Raw genomic sequence first — 24,039 nt, forward strand, 5'->3', positions numbered from 1 at the left:
TCTTGTAGTCAGCCCGTCTTGCCGAGGCCATGGGGCTGTTCGACAGCATCCGCCGGGCGGTCGGCGGGGGCGACGACGGGGCGGACCAGACCGAGCGACGCTCGGACTTGGTCGACGTGACCGCGCTCGGTCCCGACGAGTTCCGCCGGCGGGCGGAGGACGCGGCCGACGACGCCGACCAACTCGACTTCTCGCTGGCGTCGTTGGAGCGTCTCGACGCGGCCATCGACGGCCGCGAGGACTGGACGGAGGCACGTCCCGCAGACGGCGGGGCGTACTCCCCGAAGGCCGTCCAGTTCGGGAGCTACCTCGGTGAGGTGCTGGTCCGGACCTACGACGGCGAGTGGACGGCCGAGGACGGCTGGACGGTCACCGTCGCCGGCCGGGACGACGAGGTGACCGTCGCCGTCTTCGACGTCGCGGCCCGCTCCGTAGGCGGCGACCCGGTGTTCGCCGCCGTCGTCGAGCGACTCGACGCCGAACTGGAACGTGGCGAGTCGACGGGCGGCGAGGCGGTGGACACGGACGAACGCGAGGAGACGGACGACGCAGGCGACACCACGTCGGCCGAGACGACAGACGCCGACGAGACGGCGGACACGCAGCGAGACGTGGACCTCATCGCGCCCGACCACGAGACGGGCGACGAGAGTGCGACCGGTGCAGACGCCGACGACGCGGTGTATCCGACGTTCGACGCCGTCGAACCGACACCGGGCGAAGTCAGGGCGGACGAGCAGACGCCCACTCCCGACTCGGCCGCAGGAACCGGGGAGGACAGCGAGGCGGCTATCGAGGCGGACGAGTCCGAGTCGTCGGTCCCGGTCGAGGTCGACTCAACAGAGACGAGTGTGGACGAGGCGGAAACAGAGACGGCGGACTCCGGGGCGGTCGAGTCGCCAGCGGAGAGCGAGGGGGCCGTTACCGAGACGGCCGACCCGACTCCGGCGACGGACCCCACGGCCGGCGACGGCCTCCGGGCCGAGTACGCCACGACGGCGACCGAGTTCACCGAGTTCTGGGCCGAACGCGACCTCGACTTCACGCCGGCGTCGCTCGCCCACCTCGACGACCTCGTGGCGGCCGAGTGGGACGACGACCGCTTCGCGGACGCGACGTTCGGGAGCGAGGCCACCTTCGACGACCGCGCGTTCACCAGCGTCACCACGGAACTGGGGAGCTACTTCGGCGAGGTACTGGTCCGTGACCTCGACGGCGAGTGGTCCGCCGACACCGACCACGAGGCCGTCGTCGTGGTCGAGGGCACCGACGGATCACTCGCGGTCCCCGTGTTTCAGGTGGCTGCCACGTCGCTCCGTGAGGCCCCGGTGTTCGCCCGGAGCTACGAGGCGCTGGTCGTCGACCTCGGGCGGGACGACGGCGAGGTCTGACGGACGGATAATCCGCAGTCTTTTGCCGGACCCGCCCTACTCCCCGGTGTGTCGCTGCCCCCGGTCACGCCCGCGATGGCGTTCGTGTTCGCGCTGATACTCGTCGCACTCGCGCTGTTCGCGACCGAGGCCCTGCCGGTCGACGTGACCGCAATCGCCGTGATGGTCGCGCTGATGCTGGTCGAACCCCTGACGGCGACGCTCGTCGACGCCGGCCTGCTGGCCGACCCCCTCTACGTCCTCCACCGACCGGGAGACGACGTCTCGCCGCTGACGCGGGGGCTCTCGGGCTTTGCCTCGACCGCGACCATCACCGTCTTGGCGATGTTCATCCTCTCGGACGGCGTCCAGCGGACCGGCATCGTCCAGATGCTCGGGTCGAGACTCGCCTCGCTGACCGGTGACAGCGAGACGCGCCAACTCGGGGCCACGGTCGGCCTCGTCGGCCCCATCTCCGGGTTCATCAACAACACCGCCGCCGTCGCCATCCTCCTGCCGATGGTCACGGACATCGCTCACAACGGCAAGATTTCGCCGTCGAAACTTCTGCTCCCGCTCTCCTATGCCTCGATGTTCGGCGGGATGCTCACGCTCATCGGCACCTCGACGAACATCCTCGCCTCGCAACTCTCCGCCGAGTTGCTCGGCCACCCCTTCGGGATGTTCGAGTTCACGCAACTGGGCGTCGTCGTCACCGTCGTCGGCACCGTCTACCTGATGACCGTGGGCCGGTGGCTGGTCCCGGGCCGCATCGAGGCCCGCGAGGACCTGACCGACGAGTTCGAGATGGGCGAGTACCTCACCGAAGTCGTGGTCCGGGAGGACTCCCCCATCGTCGGCCAGACGGTGCGGGAGGCGCTCTCGGAGACGGAGTTCGACGTCGACGTCATCCAACTCGTCCGGGGGGACAGGGTCTTCCTCGAACCGCTCGACCCGAAGGCCATCCAACCCGGCGACGTGTTCGCGATTCGGACCGACCGAGATACGCTGGTGGAGTTGCTCGACGCCGAGGGACTCGACCTCATCCCCGAAGTCGAGGTGGACGACGCGGAACTGGAGAGCGCGAGCGAGCGGCAGAACCTCGTCGAACTCGTCGTCGCGCCCGGGTCCTCGCTCGTCGGCGAGACGCTCGCCTCGGCGAACTTCCGCCAGCGGTACGACGCGACGGTGCTGGCCCTGCGCCGCGGCCGCGAACTGTTCCGACAGCGGATGGACCGCGTCACCCTGAAGGTCGGTGACACCCTGCTGGTGCAGGCCACCGCCGACAGCATCGAGCGTCTGAACGTCAACCGGGACTTCATCGTCGCACAGGAGGTCCAGCGGCCCGACTTCCGCCGGTCGAAGATTCCCGTCGCCGTCGGCATCGTCGCCGCCGTCGTCGGCGTCGCCGCGCTCACCCCGATTCACATCGTCGTCTCGGCGCTGGCCGGCGCGGTGGCGATGATTCTCACGGGCTGTCTCCGCCCGCAGGAACTGTACGACGCCGTCCAGTGGGACGTCATCTTCCTGCTCGCCGGCGTCATCCCGCTGGGTATCGCCTTACAGGAGACCGGCGGTGCAGACCTGCTGGCGGACCTGTTCGTCCTCGCGGCGCCCGGGTTGCCAGGCATCGTCGCGCTGGGCCTGATGTACGTGGTCACCGCGGTGCTGACCAACGTCATCTCGAACAACGCCTCCGTGGTGCTGATGATTCCCGTCGCCGTCGAGGCCGCCCAGCAACTGAACGCCAACGCCTTCGCGTTCGTCCTCGCGGTGACCTTCGCCGCGTCGACGGCGTTCATGACGCCGGTGGGCTACCAGACCAACCTCCTCGTCTACGGGCCGGGTGGCTACCGCTTCAGCGACTACCTGAAGGTCGGCGCACCCCTGCAGGCGGTGTTCGCCGTCGTGACCACGCTCGGCATCGCCTTCTTCTGGGGACTTGCGCCTGCCTGACACGGTGCGACGGCCAACGAAACCCTTTACTCGGTGACGGGCGCACGGTGAGATACGGGATCGTGGGGTAGCTTGGTAACCTTCGGGCCTTGGGTGCCCGTGCCCCTAGTTCAAATCTGGGCGATCCCACTTCTTCGCGACCGACACTGCGAGCGTCGCGGCCACATCTCCCGGCGACCGAGGCGACGTCGTACCGGCGCCGACGGCATGGTCCGCGTGAACGATGGGCACAGGACTTACTTACTGATACTTACATAATCGGGTATGGCCATCGAGGACGCCGACGGAACCTGGTCGGTCCGCGAACTCGACCTCGATCGACCCGACACCGACGCCTACAGCGACCTGGCGGCGGACCTGCGCTCGCGCGTGACGGGTGGCGTAGCGTTCGACGAGTACGCGCGGGTCCTCTACGCGACGGACGGGAGCATCTACCGCGCCGAACCGGCCGGCGTCGTGTACCCGACCGACGTCGCGGACGTCCGGGCGGCCGTCGAGGTCGCGACGAGCCACGGCGTCCCCGTCCTCCCGCGCGGGACCGGGTCGTCGCTCGCGGGCCAGGCCGTCGGGCCGGGCTGTGTCGTGGTCGACGTCTCTCGGCACATGACCGACGTCCTCGAGGTGCGTCCGGGGGAGAAACGGGTCCGCGTCCAGCCCGGTGTCGTGCAGGACGACCTCGACGACGCCCTCGCCGAGTACGGCCTGAAGTTCGCGCCGGACCCGGCCTCCTCGAACCGCGCGACGGTCGGGGGCGGCATCGGGAACAACTCCACCGGCGCCCACTCGGTCAGGTACGGCATCACCGACGCCTACACCGAGTCGGTGACGGCTGTCCTCGCGGACGGGTCGATTATCGAGGCTCGCGAGGTGGTCGTCGACTCCCCGGAGTGGGACGACATCGTCTCGAAGGACGACCGCGAGGCAGAGATATACCGGACCGTCCGGGAGGTGGTGACCGAGCACGCCGACGAAATCGAGGCCCGCTATCCCGACCTCAAGCGCCGCGTCTCGGGGTACAACCTCGACCGGGTCGTCTACGAGAACGACGACGGCGACCGGGTCGTGAACCTCGCGAAACTGTTCGTCGGCGCCGAGGGGACGCTCGGGGTCGTCGTGGAAGCGGAACTCTCGCTCGTGACGGTGCCCGAGGAGACGGCGGTCGCGCTGTACTGCTTCGACGACCTCGCGGCGGCGATGGCGGCGGTCCCGGTCGCGCTCGAGTACGACGTCAGCGCCGTCGAGCTGATGGACGACGACCTGTTCCGGCTGGCGGCGGACTCGGACGGCTACGCCGAGTACGTCGAGCCCATCCCCGACCGGGCCGCCGCCGCGCTCATGCTGGAGTACGACTCGGAGCGCCATGACGACTTCGCGGCGGCCATCGAGCGCACCACCGACCGGTTCGTCGAGTCGGGCGAAGCCTTCGCGGTCGTCGAGGCCTACACCGACGCGGACCAGGCCGCCCTCTGGACGCTCCGGAAGGCGGCCATCCCGCTGTTGATGTCCATGGACGGCGACCCCAAGCCGTACCCGTTCATCGAGGACGCGACGGTCCCGCCCGCCGAACTCGCCGCGTACGTCCAGCAGTTCGAGGCCGTCCTCGACGACCACGACACCTCCGCGTCGTACTTCGCCCACGCTGGGTCGGGGACGCTCCACATCCGGCCGATACTCAACCTGAAAACGGAGGCGGGAATCGAGACCATGCACTCCATCAGCGAGGACGTGACCGACCTCGTCCTCGACCACCACGGCTCCTTTTCCGGCGAGCACGGCGACGGGATGGCCCGCACCGAGTTCAACCCCAAGATGTACGGCGAGGACCTCTGGCACGCGTTCAAGCGAGTCAAGACGGCCTTCGACCCGGAGTGGTGGCTCCACCCCGGGAACGTCGTCTACCGCGACGGCCCGGAGGACCTGGGACCGGACACCGACCGCGGCGTCGGCGCGGACATGCGCGAGCACCTCCGGTACGGCCCCGACTACCAGTCGCTGGAGCCACAGACCACCCTCGACTTCGAGGGCGAGGGCGGCTTCTCGCACCTCGTGGAACTGTGCAACGGCTGTGGCACCTGCCGCCAGACCGACCAGGACGTGATGTGTCCGACCTACCGGGCCTCCCGGGAGGAGGTCCAGACGACCCGCGGGCGGGCGAACCTGCTCCGGGCGGCAATCAGCGGCGACCTCCCCGAAGAGGAACTCCACTCCGAGCGCTTCCAGTCGGAGGTGCTGGACCTCTGTATCGGCTGCAAGGGCTGCAAGAGCGATTGCCCGACCGGCGTCGATATGGCGAAACTCAAGGCCGAACTGACCCACCAGCACCACCAGCAGGCGGGGGTCGGCCTCCGGGAGCGACTCTTCGCCAACGTCGACACGGTCTCGCGGCTCGGGTCGGCGCTGGCCCCGCTGTCGAACTGGGCGACCGACCTCCCCGGGGCGCGGCGTCTCATGCAGACACTGCTGGGCATCGCGCCCGAGCGCGACCTGCCGCCGTTCCGCCGGGAGACCCTGGAGGACTGGATGCGTGCCCGGGGCGGGTCGACCGTCCCGCGGGATGACGCGTCCCGCAAGGTCCTGCTGTTCCCCGACACGTACACGAACTACTCCTACCCGGCGGCCGGGAAAGCCGCCGTCGAGACGCTCGAGGCCGCGGGCTGTCACGTCGCCGTCCCCGACGACACCGTTCCCTCCGGGCGCGCGGCGTTCTCGACCGGACTGCTCGACCGCGCGCGGGAGCGAGCGCGGGCGAACACGGACGCGCTGGCCGACCGCGTCGCCGACGGCTGGGACGTGGTGTTCGTCGAACCCGCCGACGCGGTGATGGTTCAGGACGAGTACCGCGACCTGCTCGACGGGCCCGCGGTCGAACGACTGGCCGACGGCGCCTACGGGGTGATGGAGTACCTCGACACCTATCGACTGGACGAAGCGCTCCCCGTCGCGGACCGCTCGCGCGACGCCGCCGGGTCAGTGAGCTACCACGGCCACTGCAACCAGAAGGGGGTCAACGCCGACCACCACGCCGTCGGCGTCATGCGCCGGGTCGGGTACGAGGTCGACCCGCTGGACACGACCTGCTGTGGGATGGCCGGCAGTTTCGGCTATCACGTCGAGCACTACGACCTCTCGAAGACAATCGGCGGCCTCCTGTTCGAGAAGGTCGCCGACAGCGACGCCGATCGCGTCGTCGCTCCTGGGGGGTCCTGTCGGTCGCAACTGGGGGACCGCCCCGACGCCGACGACGTCCCGCCCCACCCCATCGAGGTCGTCGCCGAGCGCCTCTGAGGCTGTCGGCGCGCCCCACAACCCGGTCGTCGAGAGCGCCGGTCGACTCCGACCGAACCTTCTTGCGGTCCCCCGTCGTCTCGCCGACATGCCCAACTACACCGACTCCGACTGGCTCCGGGACCGGATGCGGGCGGTACTGGACTTCTACTACCCGACCTGCGTCGACGAGGCCCACGGCGGGTTCGTCGCGCAACTCGACGCCGACACCGGCGAGGTGTACGACCCGGACAGCAAACACCTCGTCGCGACGGCGCGGTTCACCCGGAACTTCGCGCTGGCCAGCGAGTTGTTCGGCGAGGTGCGGTGGCGCGAGGCCGCCGAACGCGGCGTCGAGTTCCTGCAGGACCACTTCCGGGACGTCGAGCGCGGCGGGTACCACTGGCTCCTCGACGGGACGACGCCGGCGGACTCCCGGCGGGTCTGCTACGGCCACGCTTTCGTCGTCCTCGCGTACGCTCGCGCGGCCGACGCGGGCGTCCAGAACGCCGGGAAGTATCTGGAGCAGACGTGGGACCTCATGGACGAGCGGTTCTTCGAACCCGACCACGGCCTCTACCGGAGCGGGTGGGACGCCGACTGGAGCGAGGCCGACCCCTACCGCGGGCAGAACGCCAATATGCACGCCTGCGAGGCGGCGCTGGTCGCCCACGAGGTGACCGGCGGCGACCGCTACCTCGACCGGGCCGAGACCGTCGCCGAACGGCTCTGTGTCGACCTCTCGACGGACGACGGCCGCCTCTGGGAGCACTTCGAGCGCGACTGGACCCCGGACTTCGACTACAACCGCGACGACCCGGCCCACCAGTTCCGGCCGTGGGGGTACCAGCCCGGACACCACGTCGAGTGGGCGAAACTCCTCTCGATACTCGACCGGCACCTCGACGCTCGGTGGCCCGGCCAGCGTGCGCCCGAACTGTTCGAGACGGCTCTCGACGGGTGGGACGACGAGTCGGGGGGGTTCTACTACACGCTAGACGAGGACGGCGACCCGGTCGTCGACGACAAGTACAGTTGGGAGGTCGCAGAGGGCATCGGCGCCGCGGCGGCGCTGGCCGAACGCACCGACGACGACTGGTACCGGGAGTGGTACGACCGCTTCTGGGAGTACGCGCTCGACACGATGGTCGCGCCGACCGGCGGGTGGTACGAACGGGTCTCCGCCGCCGACGAGTCATATCCGACCGGCGACGGCCCCGAGGTCGAACCCGGGTACCACCCCATCGGCGCGTGCTACGAGAGCCTGCGAAGCTTCGGCAACTGAGCGTCGGCCCTACCCCTTCGTTTCGCGGCCGAACCGGCCGCAGTCCCGAGTCCGACCGCCGCTCGGACCACTTCCACCGAGGGTTGCGAACCTCCCCGAACCACCTTTTTCGTCGTCGGGTCGCCGACGACGACCACTCCTCGAAAAACGTGGGCGAAAAATACCGGAAGCGCCACGGGGCACTTCCGGGGACGACGCATCGCTCGGCCCCACCCCTTCGTTTCGCGGTCGAACCGGCCGCAGTCCCCGTGTCCGACCGCCGCCCGGACCACTTCCGCTGAGGTTTGCGAACCTTCTTAGGCGAGTGGGCGTAACGTCTGTGCACTCAGATGGCGACCGCCGAGAACACCGAACTCATCGACCGCTTCGAGGAGTTCTACCGCAACTACTACCGCAACGAAATCGGTGAGCTCGCCCAGAAATACCCGAACGACCAGAAGTCGCTGTACGTCGACTGGCAGGACCTCTATCGTTTCGACCCCGACCTCGCGGACGACTATCGGACCAAACCCGAGCAGTTACAGGAGTACGCCGAGGAGGCGCTCAGACTGTACGACCTCCCGGTGGACGTCTCGCTCGGACAGGCCCACGTCCGCGTCCGGAACCTCCCCGAATCCGAGGACATCCGGGACATTCGCCACGAACACCACGGGAACCTCATCTCCGTCCAAGGCATCGTCCGCAAGGCGACGGACGTCCGCCCGAAGGTCCTCACCGCCGCCTTCGAGTGCCAGCGGTGTGGCACGCTGACGCGCATCCCGCAGGCCGGCGGCGACTTTCAGGAACCCCACGAGTGTCAGGGCTGTGAGCGACAGGGCCCGTTCCGTCTGAACACCGACCAGTCCGAGTTCATCGACGCACAGAAACTCCGGGTGCAGGAGTCCCCCGAGGGTCTGCGCGGCGGCGAGACGCCCCAGTCCATCGACATCAACATCGAGGACGACATCACGGGGAAGGTCACGGCCGGCGACCACGTCCGCGTGACCGGCGTCCTCAAACTCGACCAGCAGGGCAACGACCGCGAGAAGTCCCCGATGTTCGACATCTACATGGACGGCGTCAGCGTCGAAATCGAGGACGAGCAGTTCGAGGACATGGAGATTACCGACGCCGACAAGAAGGAAATCGTCGAACTCTCCAACGAGGCCGACATCTACGACCAGATGGTCGGGGCCATCGCTCCCTCCATCTACGGCTACGAGAAGGAGAAACTCGCGATGATGCTCCAGTTGTTCTCGGGGGTGACCAAGGACCTCCCCGACGGGTCGCGCATCCGTGGGGACCTCCACATGTTGCTGATAGGTGACCCCGGTACGGGGAAGTGCGTTCACGGAGACACCCGCGTCACCCTCGACGACGGCCGTGACGTGCCGATTCGAGAACTCGTGGAGTCGAACCTCGACGACCCGAAACCAGTCGACGACGGGGTCTGGGACTCGGTCGACTTCGCGGTTCCGTCGCTGCAGAACGACGGAACGATAGCGACACAGCAGGCGACGAAAGTCTGGAAGCGAGAGGCGCCGGAGACGCTGTATCGGATTCGGACCGAGAGTGGGCCTGAGGTTACGGTGACCCCGTCTCATCCGTTGTTCGTCCAGTCCGATGGTCAGTTCCGGCCAGAACCGGCCGAGAATCTCGAAATTGGCGCCGTTATCGCTTGCGGCCCCGAGGGGTCTCAGGCTAACTCATCCCGACAGTCCGCCGTGACAGACGGTGGCGTGACAGCGGCCACGACCGAGCAGGTAACGAGCATACAAACAGTCGAACCGGACGAGGAGTGGGTGTACGACCTCGAAGTAGCGGGGACACACAACTACCTCACGGACGGCATCGTCTCCCACAACTCGCAGATGCTCTCGTACATCCGAGAAATCGCTCCCCGTTCGGTCTACACCTCCGGCAAGGGGTCCTCCAGCGCCGGGCTGACCGCCGCCGCCGTCCGCGACGACTTCGGCGAGGGACAGCAGTGGACGCTCGAAGCGGGGGCGCTGGTGCTGGCCGACCAAGGCATCGCCGCGGTGGACGAACTGGACAAGATGAGTCCGGAGGACCGCTCGGCGATGCACGAGGCGCTCGAACAGCAGCGAATCAGCGTCTCGAAGGCCGGCATCAACGCGACGCTGAAGTCGCGGTGTTCCCTGCTGGGCGCTGCGAATCCCAAGTACGGTCGCTTCGACCAGTACGAACCCATCGGCGAGCAAATCGACCTCGAACCCGCGCTCATCTCCCGGTTCGACCTCATCTTCACCGTCACCGACCAACCGGACGAGGAGTCAGACCGCAACCTCGCGGAGCACATCATCCAGACGAACTACGCCGGGGAACTCCACACCCACCGCACGCAGAACCCCACCTCGAACTTCTCCGAGGAGGAGGTCGATACGGTGACCGAGGAGGTGGCACCGACCATCGAACCGGAACTGCTGCGGAAGTACATCGCCTACGCGAAGCGCAACTGCTTCCCGACGATGACCGAGGAGGCCAAGTCCGTCATCGAGGACTTCTACGTCGACCTGCGACTGAAGGGGCAGGACGACGACGCGCCGGTGCCGGTCACGGCCCGGAAACTCGAAGCGTTGGTCCGCCTGGCCGAGGCGTCCGCCCGCATCCGCCTCTCGGACACCGTCGAAGAGTCCGACGCCGACCGGGCGGTCGACATCGCCCACTACTGTCTGAAGCAAATCGGCGTCGACCCGGAGACCGGCGAGTTCGACGCCGACGTGGTGGAGACGGGCACCTCGAAGAGCCAGCGCGACCGCATCCAGAACATCCGTGGCATCATCGCCGACATCGAGAACGAGTACGACGAGGGCGCACCCATCGACGTGGTCGTCGAACGCGCCGAGGAGGTCGGCATCGACGAGTCGAAGGCCGAACACGAGATAGAGAAACTGAAACAGAAAGGCGAGGTGTACGAGCCTCGGACCGACCACCTCCGGACGACGTAGATGGACCGCATCTCCGCCCTCCGGAACGTCGAGGAAGCGCTGGCCGCCTTCGAAGAGGGGGAGTGTTCGCTCTCCGAGTTGGAGGCGACCGTCCGCGGCGTGTTGCGGACCTACGTGGCCGACTTCGAGGGCGACCTGCAGGCCTACCGGGCCGGCGGCGACGGGCCGGCAGACGGCCTCGTCGTCCTCGCGGCGTCGGCGCCGGAGGCCCGGGAACGAATCGACCACCTCGTCGATGACCCGGGCCAGTTCACCGTCTCGGCAGTCGAGTGAGCGCGGACGAACGACCGTGACCCAGTCCCATGTGTGAGCTACCAGACCACCTCGGGGAGGCCGGAGCGACACTGGTGCGTGCGCCGTCGGAGGGACCCGACTGCGACGGCCGGGAGACGTGTCCGGCGTTCTTCGCCGAGGCGGAACCCGACGCCACGGTGACGTGGGTGACGTTCACCCGGCCACCGGCGGCCTGTGTCGAGGCGTTCCCCGGGGACCCGCTAGCCGAGGACACGCCTTCGCTGGCGGTGGTCACCGTGGGACAGACGGGGCGGCCGACCGACCAGTCGCCCCGGGGAGTCGAGACGGACGCCGTCTCGACGTCGAACGACCTGACGTGTCTCGGCATCACGCTGAGTCAACGGCTCTCGGCGGCCGAGGAACTGGTCCTCTGTTTCGACTCGCTGACCGCGTTGCTACAGTCCGTCGATAGCGAGACGGCGTACGAGTTCCTCCACGCCGTCGTCGCTCAACTGCAGGCCGCCGACGCCACGGCGCACTTCCACCTCGACCCGACTGCACACGACCGACAGACGGTCGCCCTGTTCGCGTCGCTGTTCGACGCCGTCGTCGACGTGGAGGGCGGGGAGCGGACGGTCCGGACGCGAAAATTGTTGCAATAGATTTATCGTAAATTTTTACAACAGGTGGGTAGTTCTCTAGGCCGTGCTGTTGGTCGTGACGTACTCCCGGGCGGCCCGCCGTGACCTTCGGAACGTCTGTCGGTCCCACGAGGAGTGTGTGGTCCGACGGTTCGGTCGCGCGGCGCTGCTCTCGAGGACGGAGTTCGCGGCGTTTCAGGCGCTCCGACTCCACGAGAAACACGGACTCGACGTCCAGATAGAGCGGGTCACGCCGTTCGAACCCGTGGACGCGCCGGCGCACGTTCGAGAGGCCGCCGCGGCCTACGAGGGACGCGACCGCCCTTCGACGCCGTACGAGCGGTTCGCGTCGGGGCGCGACCTGCCGTCACCGGACCGGATGCGGGGGACCGACCTGTGAGGCTCACCGTCGCCGGCACCACCTACGAGGGGCACGCTCTCGACCTCAGGGCGCGCCCGGTCGACGGTGCGACTGTCGCAGCGGCGGTCCGAGGAGAGGGGCGTCTCCCCGCCGCGGCGGGCCCTGACCCACCGTCGGTCTACGACTACTGCGGGCGCGTCCACCCGGAGATGGGGCTTCGAACCCGCACGGCCATCGCTGCGGCCGCCCGGTCGCTCGGCCACGAGACGCCCCACGACGACGCGATTGCCGACCTGCGCGAGACGCTCGCGTCGCCGACTCCCGACGCGCCGTCGTTGCCGGCGGTCCGCGACCGCGTTGACGCCGCGACGCTCGCCGCCCTCCGGGAGGACGCGGCCACCGAGCGCGGCCGACTGGTGGCCCGGGAGGCACTCGGCGGTGACACCGCCGAGGTCGAGCGAGCGGTCCGCGAGGCGACTCGGACGCTCAGCGAGCGAGAGACACAGCAGGTAGCCGCCGAGGAGAGCCGACGGCGTCGCCGCGAGGTAGCGCGGGCCTACCGAGAGAAACGGGTCGAGCGACGGCGACTCGCGGACCGACTCGCCAACCGCCGCCGCGACGCCCGGGCGTCGCTCGTCGACCGCCTCCGCGACCAGTTCACCGAAGCGGTCGCCGCGCTCCCCGGCCCCGCGCCGGCCGACCCGTTCGAGGCGTCGCCGGTAACCGCCGCGTTGGCGGTCCTCCGGATAGCGCGGACGCCGGCACCGGTCGTACTCGAAACCGACCGCTTCGGCGACCCGTCGTCGGCCGCCGACGTGCTCGACGCCCCCGTCGTCCGGTGCTGAGTTTTAAATCGCAACGGGGGACCACTCCGCGCTATGGTCACGCTCGACTGGACGACCAGCCACCACCACGGGGTGACGCTGGTCGCCGCCTGCCTCTCCGTGGGGGAACCGACCCGAGTGACGCTCCGGAACCGCCTCGACGGTCCGGTCTGGCCGCCGCGACGGGAGGGGACTCCCGTGGCTGGCTGGACCGAGGACGGGTTCGAGGGGGTCCTCGGGCCGGGGACGCACGCGCTCGGCTACGCTACGCCGGCACCGCCGGCCGACCCTCCGGTAGTCCTCGACGACGCGACATCGGCACCCGATGCCGTCCCAGTGGGGGAGCGGACCGAGTCGCCCGAAGCGGTCGTTCGAGAACTCGGCGACCCGTCACCACCCGCGGACGCGGTCCCGTCGGGTGGCGTGACGGCGGTTTCGGGTGTCGACGACGCCGATACGGTCGTCCCGGCGACCGACCGGTCGTCCGACCACGAGAGCCCTCCCAAGTGCGACGCCGCGCCGGACGCCGACCGTCCGGAATCGGTCGAATCGTGGCTCGACGAGATGGCAGAGAGGGTCCAGAAGGCCGAGCGACTGGCCGCCGCCGAGACGCTCCTGGCGGCGACGCCGGCCGTCCGCGAGGCTGGCGGACTGGCGGCGGTCCGCGTGCTGGCCGACGAGTCGACCGGCGACGAACGACGACTCAGGGCGCTCGCCCGGCGGGCCGAGACGCTCGCGGACCGGCGGGCCGACGCCAGCATCCCGGTCGAGACGCTGACCCGTCTCGCATGATTCTGGCCGTCACCGGCGGGAAAGGCGGCGTCGGCAAGTCGACCGTGTCGTACAACCTCGCGGCGGAACTCGACGGCGTCGTCGTGGACGGCGACCTCGCGATGGCCGACCTCCCGTCGGGTCGCGGGCCGGACCTCCACGACGTGTTGGCCGGCCGGGCGACGGTCCACGAGGCCGTCCGTACCGACGGGCCAGTGACGACGGTTCCCTGTGGCCGGACGCTGGCCGGGGCGCGAGGGGCGGACCCGACGGCGCTCGCCGACGCGCTGACGACGCTCGACCGGACGTACCGCTGGGTCGTCGTGGACTCGCCGGCGGGCCTCCGCGCCGACGTCGGTCTCCCCCTCTCCGTCGCCGACGCGGCGGTGCTGGTGACGACGCCCGCGACGGCGGCCCTCGCCGACGCGCTCCGGGTTCGTGAACTCGCCCGTGAACTGGACGCGGGGCTGTGTCGAGTCGTCCTCAACCGAGCGCCGTCGTCACCGGCGACGGCGGCCCTCGCCGACCACTTCGGTGCGCCGGTCGTCCCGGTGCCGGAGAGCGAGGCCCTCGCGGCGGCCCAGCGCCACGGGACGCCCGTTCGCGTAACCGCCCCGGACTCGGCCGCGAACGAGGCCTTCGAGACGCTCGCCGCGGCGGTTCACTCCTGTAGGTCGGTGTAGGTGCCCCGGAGCGTCACCGGCGTCACGTCGGCGACGGCGGCCGCCTCTGACTGGGTCAGGGCGATATCCTGCTCCTGGGCGGCGGTGTAGAGACACGCCGCGGCGACGCCGGCGGGGTTCCGACCGCCGACGATGTTCCGCTCTCGTGCCTCGTCGACCAGTCGCTCTGCCCGGTTTCGGACGGCGTCGGGAAGGTCGAGTTCGGTCGCGAACCGGGGGACGTACTCCCGGGGGTCTATCGGCCCCGTCGGGAGGCCGAGGTCCCGGTTGACGGCGTCGTAGGCCGCCCGGAGTTCGTCCGGGTCGGCGCGGGCGGCCCGACACAGTTCCTCGACGGTTCTGGCGACGCCCTCTGTCCGGCAGGTGGCGTACACCGCGGCGGCGGCGAACCCCTCTAGCGACCGCCCCTGCAGGAGGTCGGCGTTCTGTGCCGACTCGAAGAGGACGCAGGCCCGGTCCCGGATGGCGTCGGAGAGGCCCAGCGACCCGACGATGCGTCGTATCTCGGTGAAGGCGTATATCTGGTTGCGCTCGCGCTTCGAACTGACCTGCGCGCGGCGGTGTTCCCGGCGGAGACGAGCGAACTGCCGGCGCTTGCGGCCCTTCAGCCGCGTCGACCGACCGATTTCCGTCGAGAGGCCCCGGTCGTGTCGCGACCGGGTCAGGGGTGCGCCGGTCCGCGCGCGCTGGGTGTCGTCGTCCTCGAAACTCCGCCACTCCGGGCCTCGGTCGATGGCGTCCTCGCCGACGACCAGTCCGCAGTGGTCACACACCGTCTCGGTGCCGTCCTGTTTCAGCGCCCCGTCACACTCTGGACAACCTGCCGTTGTCGCACTCATCGTGGTTCGAGCTACGGCCGGCGGGAGGGTTAAAAAAGCGATGCTACGGCGGGTGAGCGGCGGGTTTCTGCCGAAACTACCGACCGGTTACCGGTAGGTAGTTGCAGTCCCCGCCGACGTGGGTGGGGCCGGAGTCACCAGTATTAAATTACGGCGCGAATACAGTGGTATCAATGGGGTTGTCGGACATCGCAGACGGCATCGAGGTGACCGAGAGACAGCGCGAGTGCGGGGTGGCGGCCGTCGACGACACCGACACGCCGCTTGCCGAACGGTTGACGCCGTTCGCGGAGGCCTTACCCTGTTCGCCCGCCGAGGCCGCCACCGTCGTCGATGCGTACGCCGCGGGGAGCGCCGTCGACGCCTGCGGTCACGCCGCCGGGGTGCCGCCGGTGACCGCCGCGAAGACCCTCCATCTGCTCGGCGAGCAGGTGTCGCCGGTCGGGCCTCGTGGTCGCGACGTCGTCCGCGACTGGCTCTCGGGGGACCTCTCCCGGAGCGACGCGCGCACGCTGGCGGGCGTCGGCGACCGGACGTTCGCGCTGGCGGCGTACGTCGAGAGCCACGACCCGCTCCCGGCGGCCCGGGACGCCGTCGAGGGGGCGCTCTCGACGCCCGAGCGGAACCCGTTGGCGGACACACACAGCGACGTGGACGACCTGCTCTGAGCGGCGTCGAACCGACTGGACCACACTTAACACGTCCCGACGTGAACCCGCGCCCATGTCGGCATCGGAACTGGCTGCGGCGGTCACGCGGGCGCTCGACGTGGACCCCGAGGAGTTCCACGCGAACGCGCGCGAAGAGGCCGAACAGCTCAAAACGGAGGTCAGGTCGGGGACGTTCGACAACACGGAGGCCATCGTCGGGATGGAGTTGGAGCTGTACGCCGTCGACGACCAGACCGACGCCCTCCGGCGGGTCCCCCGGCAGTTGCTCGAACTCGTCGGGTTCGAGAAGGAACTGGGCCTGCACAACGCCGAGATGCAGACCAGTCCGCAACCGCTGAACTCACACGGGCTGGCGGCGCAGCGCAACGAACTGAAGGCGTCGCTGATGCCGGCCCAACAGCGCCTCGGAACCGAGGGGATTCGACTGGTCTCCGACGGGATGTGGACGGTCCCGCCGAACGGCGAGACGGCGGAGAGCTACCTCTGTGACGCCATCGAGGAAGACGGGATTCGCATCGGGACCAACATGTCCGACGCGGTGCGCTACCACACGATGGCCAACACCGACTACCCGTCGGCGTTCGAACTCGACGCGCCCCACGTCTCCCTGCAGGCCCAGACGGTGATGCCCGAGGCGCTCATCACCTCCATCCAGCCCCACTACCAGATTCCCCACGCGCCGGACCTGCCGGAGTACTTCAGCTACGCCCTGCGGGTGGCCGCGCCCGTACTCGCACTGGGGGTCAACGCGCCCTTCTTCCCGCCGGACCTCTACGACGACGCACCGGCCAGCGAGATAGTCGAGGACGCCCACATGGAGCACCGCATCGGCGTCTTCGAGTCCGTCCTCAACCCGCCCGCGGACGACCCGACGCCGCCGAAGGTGTGTTTCCCGCCGGACTTCGACACCGTCGAGGACGCCATTGACGACATCGTCGCGGACGACACCATCGTCCCGATGGACGTGCAGTCGGGTACCCGGTTCGACGACGACTTCGTCCACTTCCGGCACAAACACGGGTCGTACTGGCGGTGGATTCGCCCGGTGTTCGAGGGGGCGACCCGCTCTGCGGCCAACGCCCGCATCGAGTTCCGCCCGCTCCCGGCCCAACCGACCGTCGACGACGCCGTCGCCTTCGAGGCGCTGTTCGCGGGGCTGATGGAGAGCCTCCCGCGACTCGAACACCCCATCCAGTCGCTCGACTGGGAGACGGCCAAGGAGAACTTCTACGCGGCCACCCGCGAGGGCCTGCGGGCCGACATCGAGTGGATAACCGCCGACGGTGCGACGACCACCTCGACGGACGAACTGTACGGCGAACTGTTCGAACACGCTCGGGAAGGCTTGGAACAGCGCGGCCTCCCGGCGGAGGAGGCCCACGAGTACATCCGGCCGCTCCGGGAGCGAGTTGACCGTCGGCTCACCCCGGCCCGGTGGAAGCACGACTACGTCCGCCGCCGCGTCGAGGAACGGGTCCCGCTCCCCGAGGCCATCTGGGGGATGCAGTCCGCGTACATCCGCCGGCAGAAGGAGACGCTACTGGACGGCAGTTTCGTCGACTGGTTCGAGTAGTCGGCCGGTCACACCGCCGACTCGACGTGCTCGACGGCCTCGGCGGGCGTCTCGACGTGTTCGATGCCGGCGACGCCCTCGATTGCGTGGGTCCCCAACCCGGCCACCGGGCGGTCCATGTCCAGCGCGTGACCGAGTTCGGACAGGGTCCCGGTGCCGCCGTCCACGGCGACGACTGCCGCGCCGTTCATGACGACGAGGACGTTCCGGGCGTTGCCCAGCCCGGTTGCGATGGCGGTGTCGACGTAGTCGTTGGCCGCCGCCCGGCGCTCGCCGGGGAGGATGCCGACGGTGTGCCCGCCGGCCCGACTCGCACCCTCACAGACGGCTTCCATCACGCCGGTCAGGCCGCCACAAACCACCTCGTGGCCCCGCTCGCCGAGCAACCGGCCGACCGTCCGTGCCTGTCGGAACTGTTCGTCTGTCACGCTGGACCCGCCGATGACGGAGACGCGCATAGCCGCCACTTCGGCGGGCATCGAGAAAAGGTATCGCCGGCTCAGAGCTGGTCGAGCCAGTCCTGCGCGCGGGACTCGGTGGTCTCGGCGACGTCGGCGAGTTCTGCGGCGTCGTACTCGCCGAGGTCACCGACGGTCTCGACGCCGGCGGCGCGCAGTCGGTCGGCGTAGGTCGGGCCGATGCCGTCGACGGTCTCCACGTCGGCGCCCGACTCGGAGCCGAACTCCTCGGCTTCGACGGCACCGTCGGATTCGGTCGCGTCGACGACGTCCTCGGCGACGTCTTCGACGGCCTCCTCGGCCGCCTCGCCGGGGGACTCGACCTCGATGTCGACTTCCTCGCCCTGTCGGTTGCGCTCCTTGTACCACTCCGCGACCTCGGGCCAGAGGTCGGCGTGGGTCGAGGAGGAGACGGACAGGCCGATGTGGCCCGTCGAGAACTCGATGGTCCGGGTGTCCTCGCTCGGGATGACGTCGTTGAACGGCTTGGAGGCCTCCGGTGGGATGAGATGGTCGTACTCGCCCATGAGTTGGAGGACCGGCATATCGAGGTTCTCCAAGTCGACGTGCTGGCCGCCGACTTCCAGTTCGTTCTTGTAGAGCTTGTTGTCCTGATAGACGTCTTCGAGGAACTGGACGTAGGTGTCGCCGGCGACGTCGATGCCGTCACCGAGCCACTTCTCCATCCGGCCGAAGTTCTCGACGAACGCCTCGTTCTCTAGGTTCTCCGCGAGGCGGATGTACTTCGAGACGTAGTTGTCGACGGGGTCCATCAGCGCGAAGCCGATGTCCAGCATCTCGGCGGGGACGTTCCCGAACGTCTCGGTGACGTCGTCGGGATCGTAGTACTCGTCGGAACCCCACTCTTCGAGGACGCCGCCCGTCTGGTCGAAACAGAGGCCGGCGGCCATCAGACCGAGGGCGTTGACCTTCTCCTTGTGCAGGGCGGTGTACATCACCGACATCGTCCCGCCCATGCAGTAGCCGAGGATGTTGATGGCGTCCTGCCCGGAGCGCTCGCGGACCACGTCGACGCAGTTGTCCATGTAGCGGTTGACGTAGTCGTCGAGCGTGAGGTGCTGGTCGAGCCGCGAGGGCTCGTTCCAGTCGATGAGGTAGACGTCGTGGCCCGCTTCCAGCAGGCGGCGGACGACCGACCGTTCCTCCTGTAGGTCGAGGATGTACGGCCGGTTGATGAGCGCGTAGACGATGAGGATGGGCACCGCTTCCTCGTCCTCCTCGGCCACCTCGATGCCGGCGGCCTCGGCGTCGTAGTGGAGGAGTTCGAGCTTGTTCTCCTCGTAGACGACCTCCGAGGGCGTCTGGCCGACCTCGACCGACTCCATGAGTTCGAGTCGCTCGTCGGCGACCTGACTCGTCTCGGCGGCCTCGGACATCGACTCCAGCGTCTTCGTCTGCCAGTCGAGCGCGGCCGCGAAGGGGTTGAAGGGGTTACTGGACATGACTTACTCCTCGAGGTGGTCGAGGACCCGGTCGAGTTTCTCCTCGACGGCGTGCTGGCGACGCTCGACTTCGAGGAGGCGCTCTGCGACTTCGTCCATGTCGCCGCGGGTCGGGAAGCCCATCTGTGCGATGGCGTCCTGATTGAGTTCGTCGGCCTCCTGTTGCATCTCCATCATGGACTCGACCAACTGCCCGTTGGCGGCCGCGAACGCCGACGTGCCCATCACGTGCTTGAACGCCTCGTTGGCCGATTGGAGCCAGATGTCGCGGAACTCGGCGGGGTCGACGTCCTCGCCATGCGCGGCGTCGGCCGAGCGCTCGACCATCTGCTCTGCGGCGTCCATCCACTCCTCGTAGGCCGCGTTGTAGCCCTGGAACCCCTCGGAAAGCTCGTCCTGTTCCGGGATGGAGTCCTCGACGGCGTCGGCCCACGACTCGACGAAGGCCGCTTGGGCCTTCATGTTCTGTTCCATCGAGTCGGCGACGGCGTCGTTCATCTGTTCGACCATCTCCGCCCATTCCTCTTGCATCTGGTTTGTGTCGCTCATTGTATGTCTAGTAGGTCGCGCTGTTACGCACAAAAAACGGCTGGTTCGTTACGCTTCGACGGCGTCGGCGGCCTTCGCCTGCACTTCCTCGACTTGCTCCTGCATCTCCTCGACCTGCTCCTGGACCTCTTCGAGCTGGTGGCCGAACTGCTCGGCGACTTCGACGGACTGGGACTCGAGTTCCTCGTGGGCCTCGACGAGCATCTCGACCTGCTCGTTGACGGCGTCGACGTAGTCGGCGCTCATCTCGTCGTAGGACTCGACGCCCTCGACCATCTCGCTCTCGATGTTGTCGAAGGCTTCGGCGTGGTTCTCGAGCAGGAAGTCGTACTGCTCGTCGACGGCCTGACGGACCTCTTCGACGGTGCCGGCCATGCCGGGGACCGTGCTCTCGACGGCGTCGAGGTAGCTGTGGAAGACGGTCTTCGAGAGTTCGACGCCGCGGCGCTGGGCCGACTCCTGCGTGTCGAGACTGTCGATGACGGCCTCGTTGAAGTTCTGCTGGAAGGCGACGGTCTGTTCGAGGGCCTTCTGGCTCTGTTCGATGGACGCGCGCTGCATCTCGAAAGCGGTCGTGACGGGGGAGGTGTAGTCTACCATTGTTGTATTACTCGCTGTTGTTACTGACCGGGAGGACGACTGTCTGGACGATGTCGCCTTCTTCGATTCCGAGCGCCTCGCGCTCGGCGTCGGGGATACTTATCCGCCCGCCGCTCTGGACGCGGGTCTTGAACGTCGCCATCTGACTCATCGCGCCGAGCTGGTTCATATCGAAGCTCGGCATGCCGCCGCTGGCGAACAACTGCCGCATCAACTGCTGCTGCTGTTCCATCGCGTTCTCGCTCGCCTGCTGCATCCCCTTGAACATCGGGGGCCACATCAGACCATCGTCCTCCTCGGCCATCTGTACATCCTCCTACACCGGTCAACGACTTAAAACTTCCCCCTGAATACCATCTGTTACCATTGAGTACCATCAGATGGTAGAAGGTGTTGAGCGATGGCGAACGCCCCGTTCGCGCTCGCTGGAGTCGTCACTGGGTCGCCATTACGCCGTTGTCGGTCGGTAGAAGCCGTCTCGTGGCCATCGAGTCCAGATTAACACCAAGACTTAATAGCCAGACCACTAAATACGACCTATCGATGAGTTCTGAATCACATCGGAATCCGCTGCTCGATACGTGGACCGAGACTTCTTCGCATATGTTCAACAGTGTCGTCGCGGCGAATCGGGCAGCGTTTGCGGCTTTCGGCGTCCAGCAGGACGAGGACGCCCCGGAACCTCCCGCCGAGCGCATCGAACCCGCCGAGGACCTGCCCGAGTGGCACGTCACAATCTCCGAGGACCACCCCGACAACCTCGGGGTAGGTGACCGCGTCGAGTTCACGAAGACGATTTCCGACGGCGACGTCAAGCAGTTCGCCGCCGCGAGCGGCGACACGAACCCCCTGCATCTCGACGACGAGTTCGCCGAGAAGACGCGGTTCCGCGGCCGCATCGCCCACGGCACGCTCGTCGGGAGCCTCATCAGCGCGGCGCTCGCACGTCTGCCCGGCCTGACAATCTACCTCTCGCAGGACCTCGAGTTCCACAACCCAGTCCGCATCGACGACCGACTCACTGCGGAGTGTGAAATCGTCGAAGACCTCGGTGACGACCAGTATCGACTGACCACACGCGTCCGGAGCGACGAGGACGTCGTCATCGACGGCGAGGCCGTCGTACTCATCGACGAGCTACCGAACTAACAGAACGACCGCAGGGCCCGGTTGAACCGCTCGGGACGCTCTCGGGGCGGACAGTGGCCGCAGTTCTCGACTATCTCTAACTCGCTGTCGTCCAGCGCCGCCGCCGCTCGCTCCGACCACGACTTCGGGAGGAGCGGGTCCGCCGCCCCGTGGACCAACAGCGTGGGGACGCCGACCTCCGACAGTCGGTCGGAATAGTCGGTGCGAAAGCCGGTTCGCCGGAACTCGCTGCGCTGCCACCGCCGCATCGCTCGCACCGTCCGGCGGTCCACGACGGCGTCCACGTCGTCGACGAGTTGCTGTGGCGGTTCGGTCGCACCCATGCTCCGCAGTCCCGTCCTGATGGCCGGTTTTGAGGCACTGACGCCCTGCCAGAGCATGTTTCCGAGGACGGGCGTCTGCAACACGCCGCTCGCCGCCGTCCGCCAGTAGGCGTCGGCGCCCAGTCCGTAACTGTCGACCAACACGAGGCGCTCGACGCTCCCGCCGTCGAGCGCGTGGCCCAGCGCCAGCGCACCACCCATCGAGAGGCCGGAAATCGCCGGGTCCGCCACGTCGAGCGCGTCGAGGAACGCCTCGACGGCCTCCAGGTAGTACGCCGTCGTGTACGCGCGGTCGGGCTTGTCGCTCTCGCCGTGCCCGGGGAGGTCCGGCGCGTAGACGGTTCGCTCCTCGGCGAGTTCGGGAAGCGCGTGGCGCCACGAGACGGTGGCGGCGTCCAGTCCGATACCGTGTAAGAACACCATCGGCGGCCCCTCGCCGCCCGTGCGGTAGTGGATGTCGACGTCGTCGCCGTCGACGGTGAGGTCGAGGCGCTCCGACGTAATCTCGGTGGTCATCTGGGCGAGCCTCAGCGTTCGAGGGGGATGAGCCTTTCTCTCAGGTCCCCCGAGCGCAGAATTTACCTGTCGGACAGACAACTACTTCCGCGACGTCGTCGGCGTGCTCGCCCGTGCGACGAGCGACCGAGTACGGAACGCTGAATCACTCCTCGGTGCTGTTTCTTTCGTAGGCACTTTTCTTCGCGAGCCGCGCCTGCGCCCGCACCACCGACGGCGTCCGACACCGCCCCGGTTCACCCGTCACCTGCGGGATGGTGCAGTTGTTGCAACTCGCGCAGAGAGCGTCGTGGCCGTCGAGCAACCGCGCGCCGAGTCGCGGTTCGGCGTAGAACGGCCGGGCCATCCCGACCATGTCGGCCGCCGCGTCGCCGTCGACGCCGAGATAGCGGTCGCAGTCGGCCCGCGTTCGCAGGCCTCCCTCCAACAGCACCGGGACGTCGACGCGCTCGCGCACCCGGCGGCAGAGCGCCGCGTTCCACCCCGGGTCGCGGTCGAACCGGCGGGCTTGCAGTCGATTCAGCAGTTTCACCGCCCGCGCTCGCATGGGTCCGCCGAAGGCCGCGGCGTACTCGTCTCGCAGGTCGCTGGCGGCCCACGCCCGCTCCGGGAACGCACCGCGGACGATGCTCATGTCCCAGAACGTCGACACCTCGACGGGTACCAGCGCGTCGTACCCCACATCGGCCAGTCGCTCGGCGACGCTAATGGCGTCCTCGCATGTTAGATACCTTCGAACGAAACTCGGCGCAGCGGTCTCTGCGGGCACCTTCGTCACCAGCGGCACGTCCCCAGCGTGTGTCCTCACGGCGTCGTGAATCGCCTCGAGGAAGCGCACGCCGTCGGCGAACTCGTCGCTCCGGCGGTTGTAAAAGGGTGAGAGGAACTGCTGAATCAGGCTCATGTTCGCCGCCGAGAGGTGGATGCCGTCGTAGCCGGCGTCGACGGCGTACCCGGCACACCGGCCGAACTGCTCGGCGAGGTCGTACACCTCCGCTGTGGAGAGTACGTGCGGGTCGAGCGAAATCAGTCCGGCCCGGTCGAGTGTCCGGAGTTGCCACGGTGGCCGGGAGACGGCCAGTTGGTGCTCGTCCGGGTTCCGCTTCCGGTAACCGGCGTGCCACGTCGCCATGCTCCGCAGGCCGCCGTGTGCGAGCTGAACGAATATTTTGCCCTCGTGTGCATGAATCGCGTCGGTCAACCGTTCGAGGCGCTCGACGAACGCGGGGTCGTGGACTCGCGTCATGTTGGGGGCCGCACATCCGCCCTCCGATGTGACGATGCTTGCGCCCTGAAAGGCGAGTCCCACGCCCGAGGCGGCCGTCGGTTCGAGTTCGTCGACGAGGGTGTCGACCGCACCGTCGCCGTTGCCCGCACACTCCAGTACCGGGGCGCGATAGAGGCGGTTCGGGAGCGTGAGGCCACCGATAGTCACGGGATCGGTGAGGTCGCTCACGGCCGTCCCCGTCTGGCTTGCTGGGGCTCCATGACGAGAGTTAGCACACGATTCGGGAAAACGCTGGCGCTCAGTTTCCACGGCGCCCGTCGGGACTCGCGGTGA

General features: G+C 68.2%; 22 protein-coding genes and 1 tRNA gene. 15 read left to right on the top strand and 8 right to left on the bottom strand.

Going from position 1 to position 24,039, the window contains the following annotated elements; genetic code table 11:
- Window positions 1-29 precede the first annotated feature (29 nt).
- The 12 genes from Hhyl6_RS09215 (at window position 30) to Hhyl6_RS09270 (ending at window position 14,337) form a co-directional block, all read left to right on the top strand.
- The gene (locus Hhyl6_RS09215; RefSeq protein ID WP_483738910.1) at window positions 30-1,391 is read left to right on the top strand and encodes a hypothetical protein; all 1,362 of its coding nucleotides are present in this window, start codon (window positions 30-32) and stop codon (window positions 1,389-1,391) included.
- A gap of 75 nt (window positions 1,392-1,466) precedes the next feature.
- Window positions 1,467-3,326 carry an SLC13 family permease gene (locus Hhyl6_RS09220; RefSeq protein WP_483739693.1) on the top strand — a complete coding sequence of 620 codons (1,860 nt, stop codon included), beginning with the start codon at window positions 1,467-1,469 and terminating at the stop codon, window positions 3,324-3,326.
- Between the two features lie 56 nt (window positions 3,327-3,382).
- Window positions 3,383-3,455: transfer RNA gene (locus Hhyl6_RS09225), tRNA-Pro, on the top strand.
- A gap of 135 nt (window positions 3,456-3,590) precedes the next feature.
- The gene (locus Hhyl6_RS09230; protein WP_483738911.1) at window positions 3,591-6,611 is read left to right on the top strand and encodes an FAD-binding and (Fe-S)-binding domain-containing protein; all 3,021 of its coding nucleotides are present in this window, start codon (window positions 3,591-3,593) and stop codon (window positions 6,609-6,611) included.
- A gap of 88 nt (window positions 6,612-6,699) precedes the next feature.
- Entirely contained in the window at window positions 6,700-7,875 is a 1,176-nt protein-coding gene (locus tag Hhyl6_RS09235; protein WP_483738912.1) for an AGE family epimerase/isomerase, read from the top strand.
- Between the two features lie 329 nt (window positions 7,876-8,204).
- Window positions 8,205-10,823, top strand: coding sequence for an ATP-binding protein (locus tag Hhyl6_RS09240; protein WP_483738913.1), 2,619 nt, complete (start codon window positions 8,205-8,207; stop codon window positions 10,821-10,823).
- Window positions 10,824-11,096 carry a DUF7854 family protein gene (locus Hhyl6_RS09245; RefSeq protein ID WP_483738914.1) on the top strand — a complete coding sequence of 91 codons (273 nt, stop codon included), beginning with the start codon at window positions 10,824-10,826 and terminating at the stop codon, window positions 11,094-11,096. It abuts the gene before it with no gap.
- A 29-nt stretch (window positions 11,097-11,125) separates the two neighbouring features.
- Window positions 11,126-11,719, top strand: coding sequence for a DUF7504 family protein (locus Hhyl6_RS09250; protein WP_483738915.1), 594 nt, complete (start codon window positions 11,126-11,128; stop codon window positions 11,717-11,719).
- A 43-nt stretch (window positions 11,720-11,762) separates the two neighbouring features.
- Window positions 11,763-12,098, top strand: a complete 336-nt coding sequence (locus Hhyl6_RS09255; protein ID WP_483738916.1) for a DUF7855 family protein — start codon at window positions 11,763-11,765, stop codon at window positions 12,096-12,098.
- A complete protein-coding gene (locus Hhyl6_RS09260; RefSeq protein ID WP_483738917.1) occupies window positions 12,095-12,904 on the top strand; it encodes a DUF7856 family protein in 810 nt (269 codons plus the stop codon). The genes Hhyl6_RS09255 and Hhyl6_RS09260 overlap by 4 nt, the downstream gene beginning before the upstream one ends.
- A 33-nt stretch (window positions 12,905-12,937) precedes the next feature.
- Window positions 12,938-13,675: a DUF7857 domain-containing protein gene (locus tag Hhyl6_RS09265; RefSeq protein ID WP_483738918.1), complete on the top strand. Its 738-nt coding sequence runs from the start codon at window positions 12,938-12,940 to the stop codon at window positions 13,673-13,675.
- Window positions 13,672-14,337 carry a MinD/ParA family ATP-binding protein gene (locus Hhyl6_RS09270; protein WP_483738919.1) on the top strand — a complete coding sequence of 222 codons (666 nt, stop codon included), beginning with the start codon at window positions 13,672-13,674 and terminating at the stop codon, window positions 14,335-14,337. The genes Hhyl6_RS09265 and Hhyl6_RS09270 overlap by 4 nt, the downstream gene beginning before the upstream one ends.
- On the opposite strand, the gene Hhyl6_RS09275 is transcribed toward Hhyl6_RS09270, so the two are convergent.
- Window positions 14,316-15,176, bottom strand: coding sequence for a transcription initiation factor IIB (locus Hhyl6_RS09275; RefSeq protein ID WP_483738920.1), 861 nt, complete (start codon window positions 15,174-15,176; stop codon window positions 14,316-14,318). The genes Hhyl6_RS09270 and Hhyl6_RS09275 overlap by 22 nt on opposite strands.
- A gap of 173 nt (window positions 15,177-15,349) precedes the next feature.
- On the opposite strand from Hhyl6_RS09275, the gene Hhyl6_RS09280 reads away from it, so the two are divergent.
- Window positions 15,350-15,844, top strand: coding sequence for a DUF7858 family protein (locus tag Hhyl6_RS09280; RefSeq protein WP_483738921.1), 495 nt, complete (start codon window positions 15,350-15,352; stop codon window positions 15,842-15,844).
- 55 nt (window positions 15,845-15,899) lie between these two features.
- Window positions 15,900-17,420: a glutamate-cysteine ligase family protein gene (locus Hhyl6_RS09285; protein WP_483738922.1), complete on the top strand. Its 1,521-nt coding sequence runs from the start codon at window positions 15,900-15,902 to the stop codon at window positions 17,418-17,420.
- An 8-nt stretch (window positions 17,421-17,428) separates the two neighbouring features.
- Here Hhyl6_RS09285 and Hhyl6_RS09290 read toward each other — a convergent pair whose 3' ends face one another.
- The 5 genes from Hhyl6_RS09290 to Hhyl6_RS09310 are packed head-to-tail and all read right to left on the bottom strand — an operon-like array spanning window position 17,429 to window position 20,794.
- Entirely contained in the window at window positions 17,429-17,878 is a 450-nt protein-coding gene (locus tag Hhyl6_RS09290) for a TIGR00725 family protein (protein ID WP_483738923.1), read from the bottom strand.
- A 41-nt stretch (window positions 17,879-17,919) separates the two neighbouring features.
- Window positions 17,920-19,341 (bottom strand): poly(3-hydroxyalkanoate) polymerase subunit PhaC, encoded by a 1,422-nt coding sequence (phaC, locus tag Hhyl6_RS09295; RefSeq protein WP_483738924.1) that lies wholly within the window; start codon window positions 19,339-19,341, stop codon window positions 17,920-17,922.
- Between the two features lie 3 nt (window positions 19,342-19,344).
- Window positions 19,345-19,890, bottom strand: coding sequence for a poly(R)-hydroxyalkanoic acid synthase subunit PhaE (locus Hhyl6_RS09300; protein WP_483738925.1), 546 nt, complete (start codon window positions 19,888-19,890; stop codon window positions 19,345-19,347).
- 48 nt (window positions 19,891-19,938) lie between these two features.
- Window positions 19,939-20,490, bottom strand: coding sequence for a hypothetical protein (locus Hhyl6_RS09305; protein WP_483738926.1), 552 nt, complete (start codon window positions 20,488-20,490; stop codon window positions 19,939-19,941).
- Between the two features lie 7 nt (window positions 20,491-20,497).
- The gene (locus tag Hhyl6_RS09310; protein ID WP_483738927.1) at window positions 20,498-20,794 is read right to left on the bottom strand and encodes an AbrB/MazE/SpoVT family DNA-binding domain-containing protein; all 297 of its coding nucleotides are present in this window, start codon (window positions 20,792-20,794) and stop codon (window positions 20,498-20,500) included.
- Window positions 20,795-21,093: 299 nt separating this feature from the next.
- Here Hhyl6_RS09310 and Hhyl6_RS09315 point away from each other — a divergent pair, with 299 nt between their 5' ends.
- Window positions 21,094-21,639, top strand: coding sequence for a MaoC family dehydratase (locus Hhyl6_RS09315; protein ID WP_483739694.1), 546 nt, complete (start codon window positions 21,094-21,096; stop codon window positions 21,637-21,639).
- On the opposite strand, the gene Hhyl6_RS09320 is transcribed toward Hhyl6_RS09315, so the two are convergent.
- Window positions 21,636-22,478, bottom strand: a complete 843-nt coding sequence (locus Hhyl6_RS09320) for an alpha/beta fold hydrolase (protein ID WP_483738928.1) — start codon at window positions 22,476-22,478, stop codon at window positions 21,636-21,638. The two genes, Hhyl6_RS09315 and Hhyl6_RS09320, sit on opposite strands and share 4 nt — an antisense overlap.
- A 145-nt stretch (window positions 22,479-22,623) precedes the next feature.
- The gene (locus Hhyl6_RS09325) at window positions 22,624-23,934 is read right to left on the bottom strand and encodes an oxidoreductase (protein ID WP_483738929.1); all 1,311 of its coding nucleotides are present in this window, start codon (window positions 23,932-23,934) and stop codon (window positions 22,624-22,626) included.
- Between the last annotated feature and the right edge of the window lie 105 nt (window positions 23,935-24,039).

This window comes from Haloarcula sp. H-hyl6 (assembly GCF_056934455.1).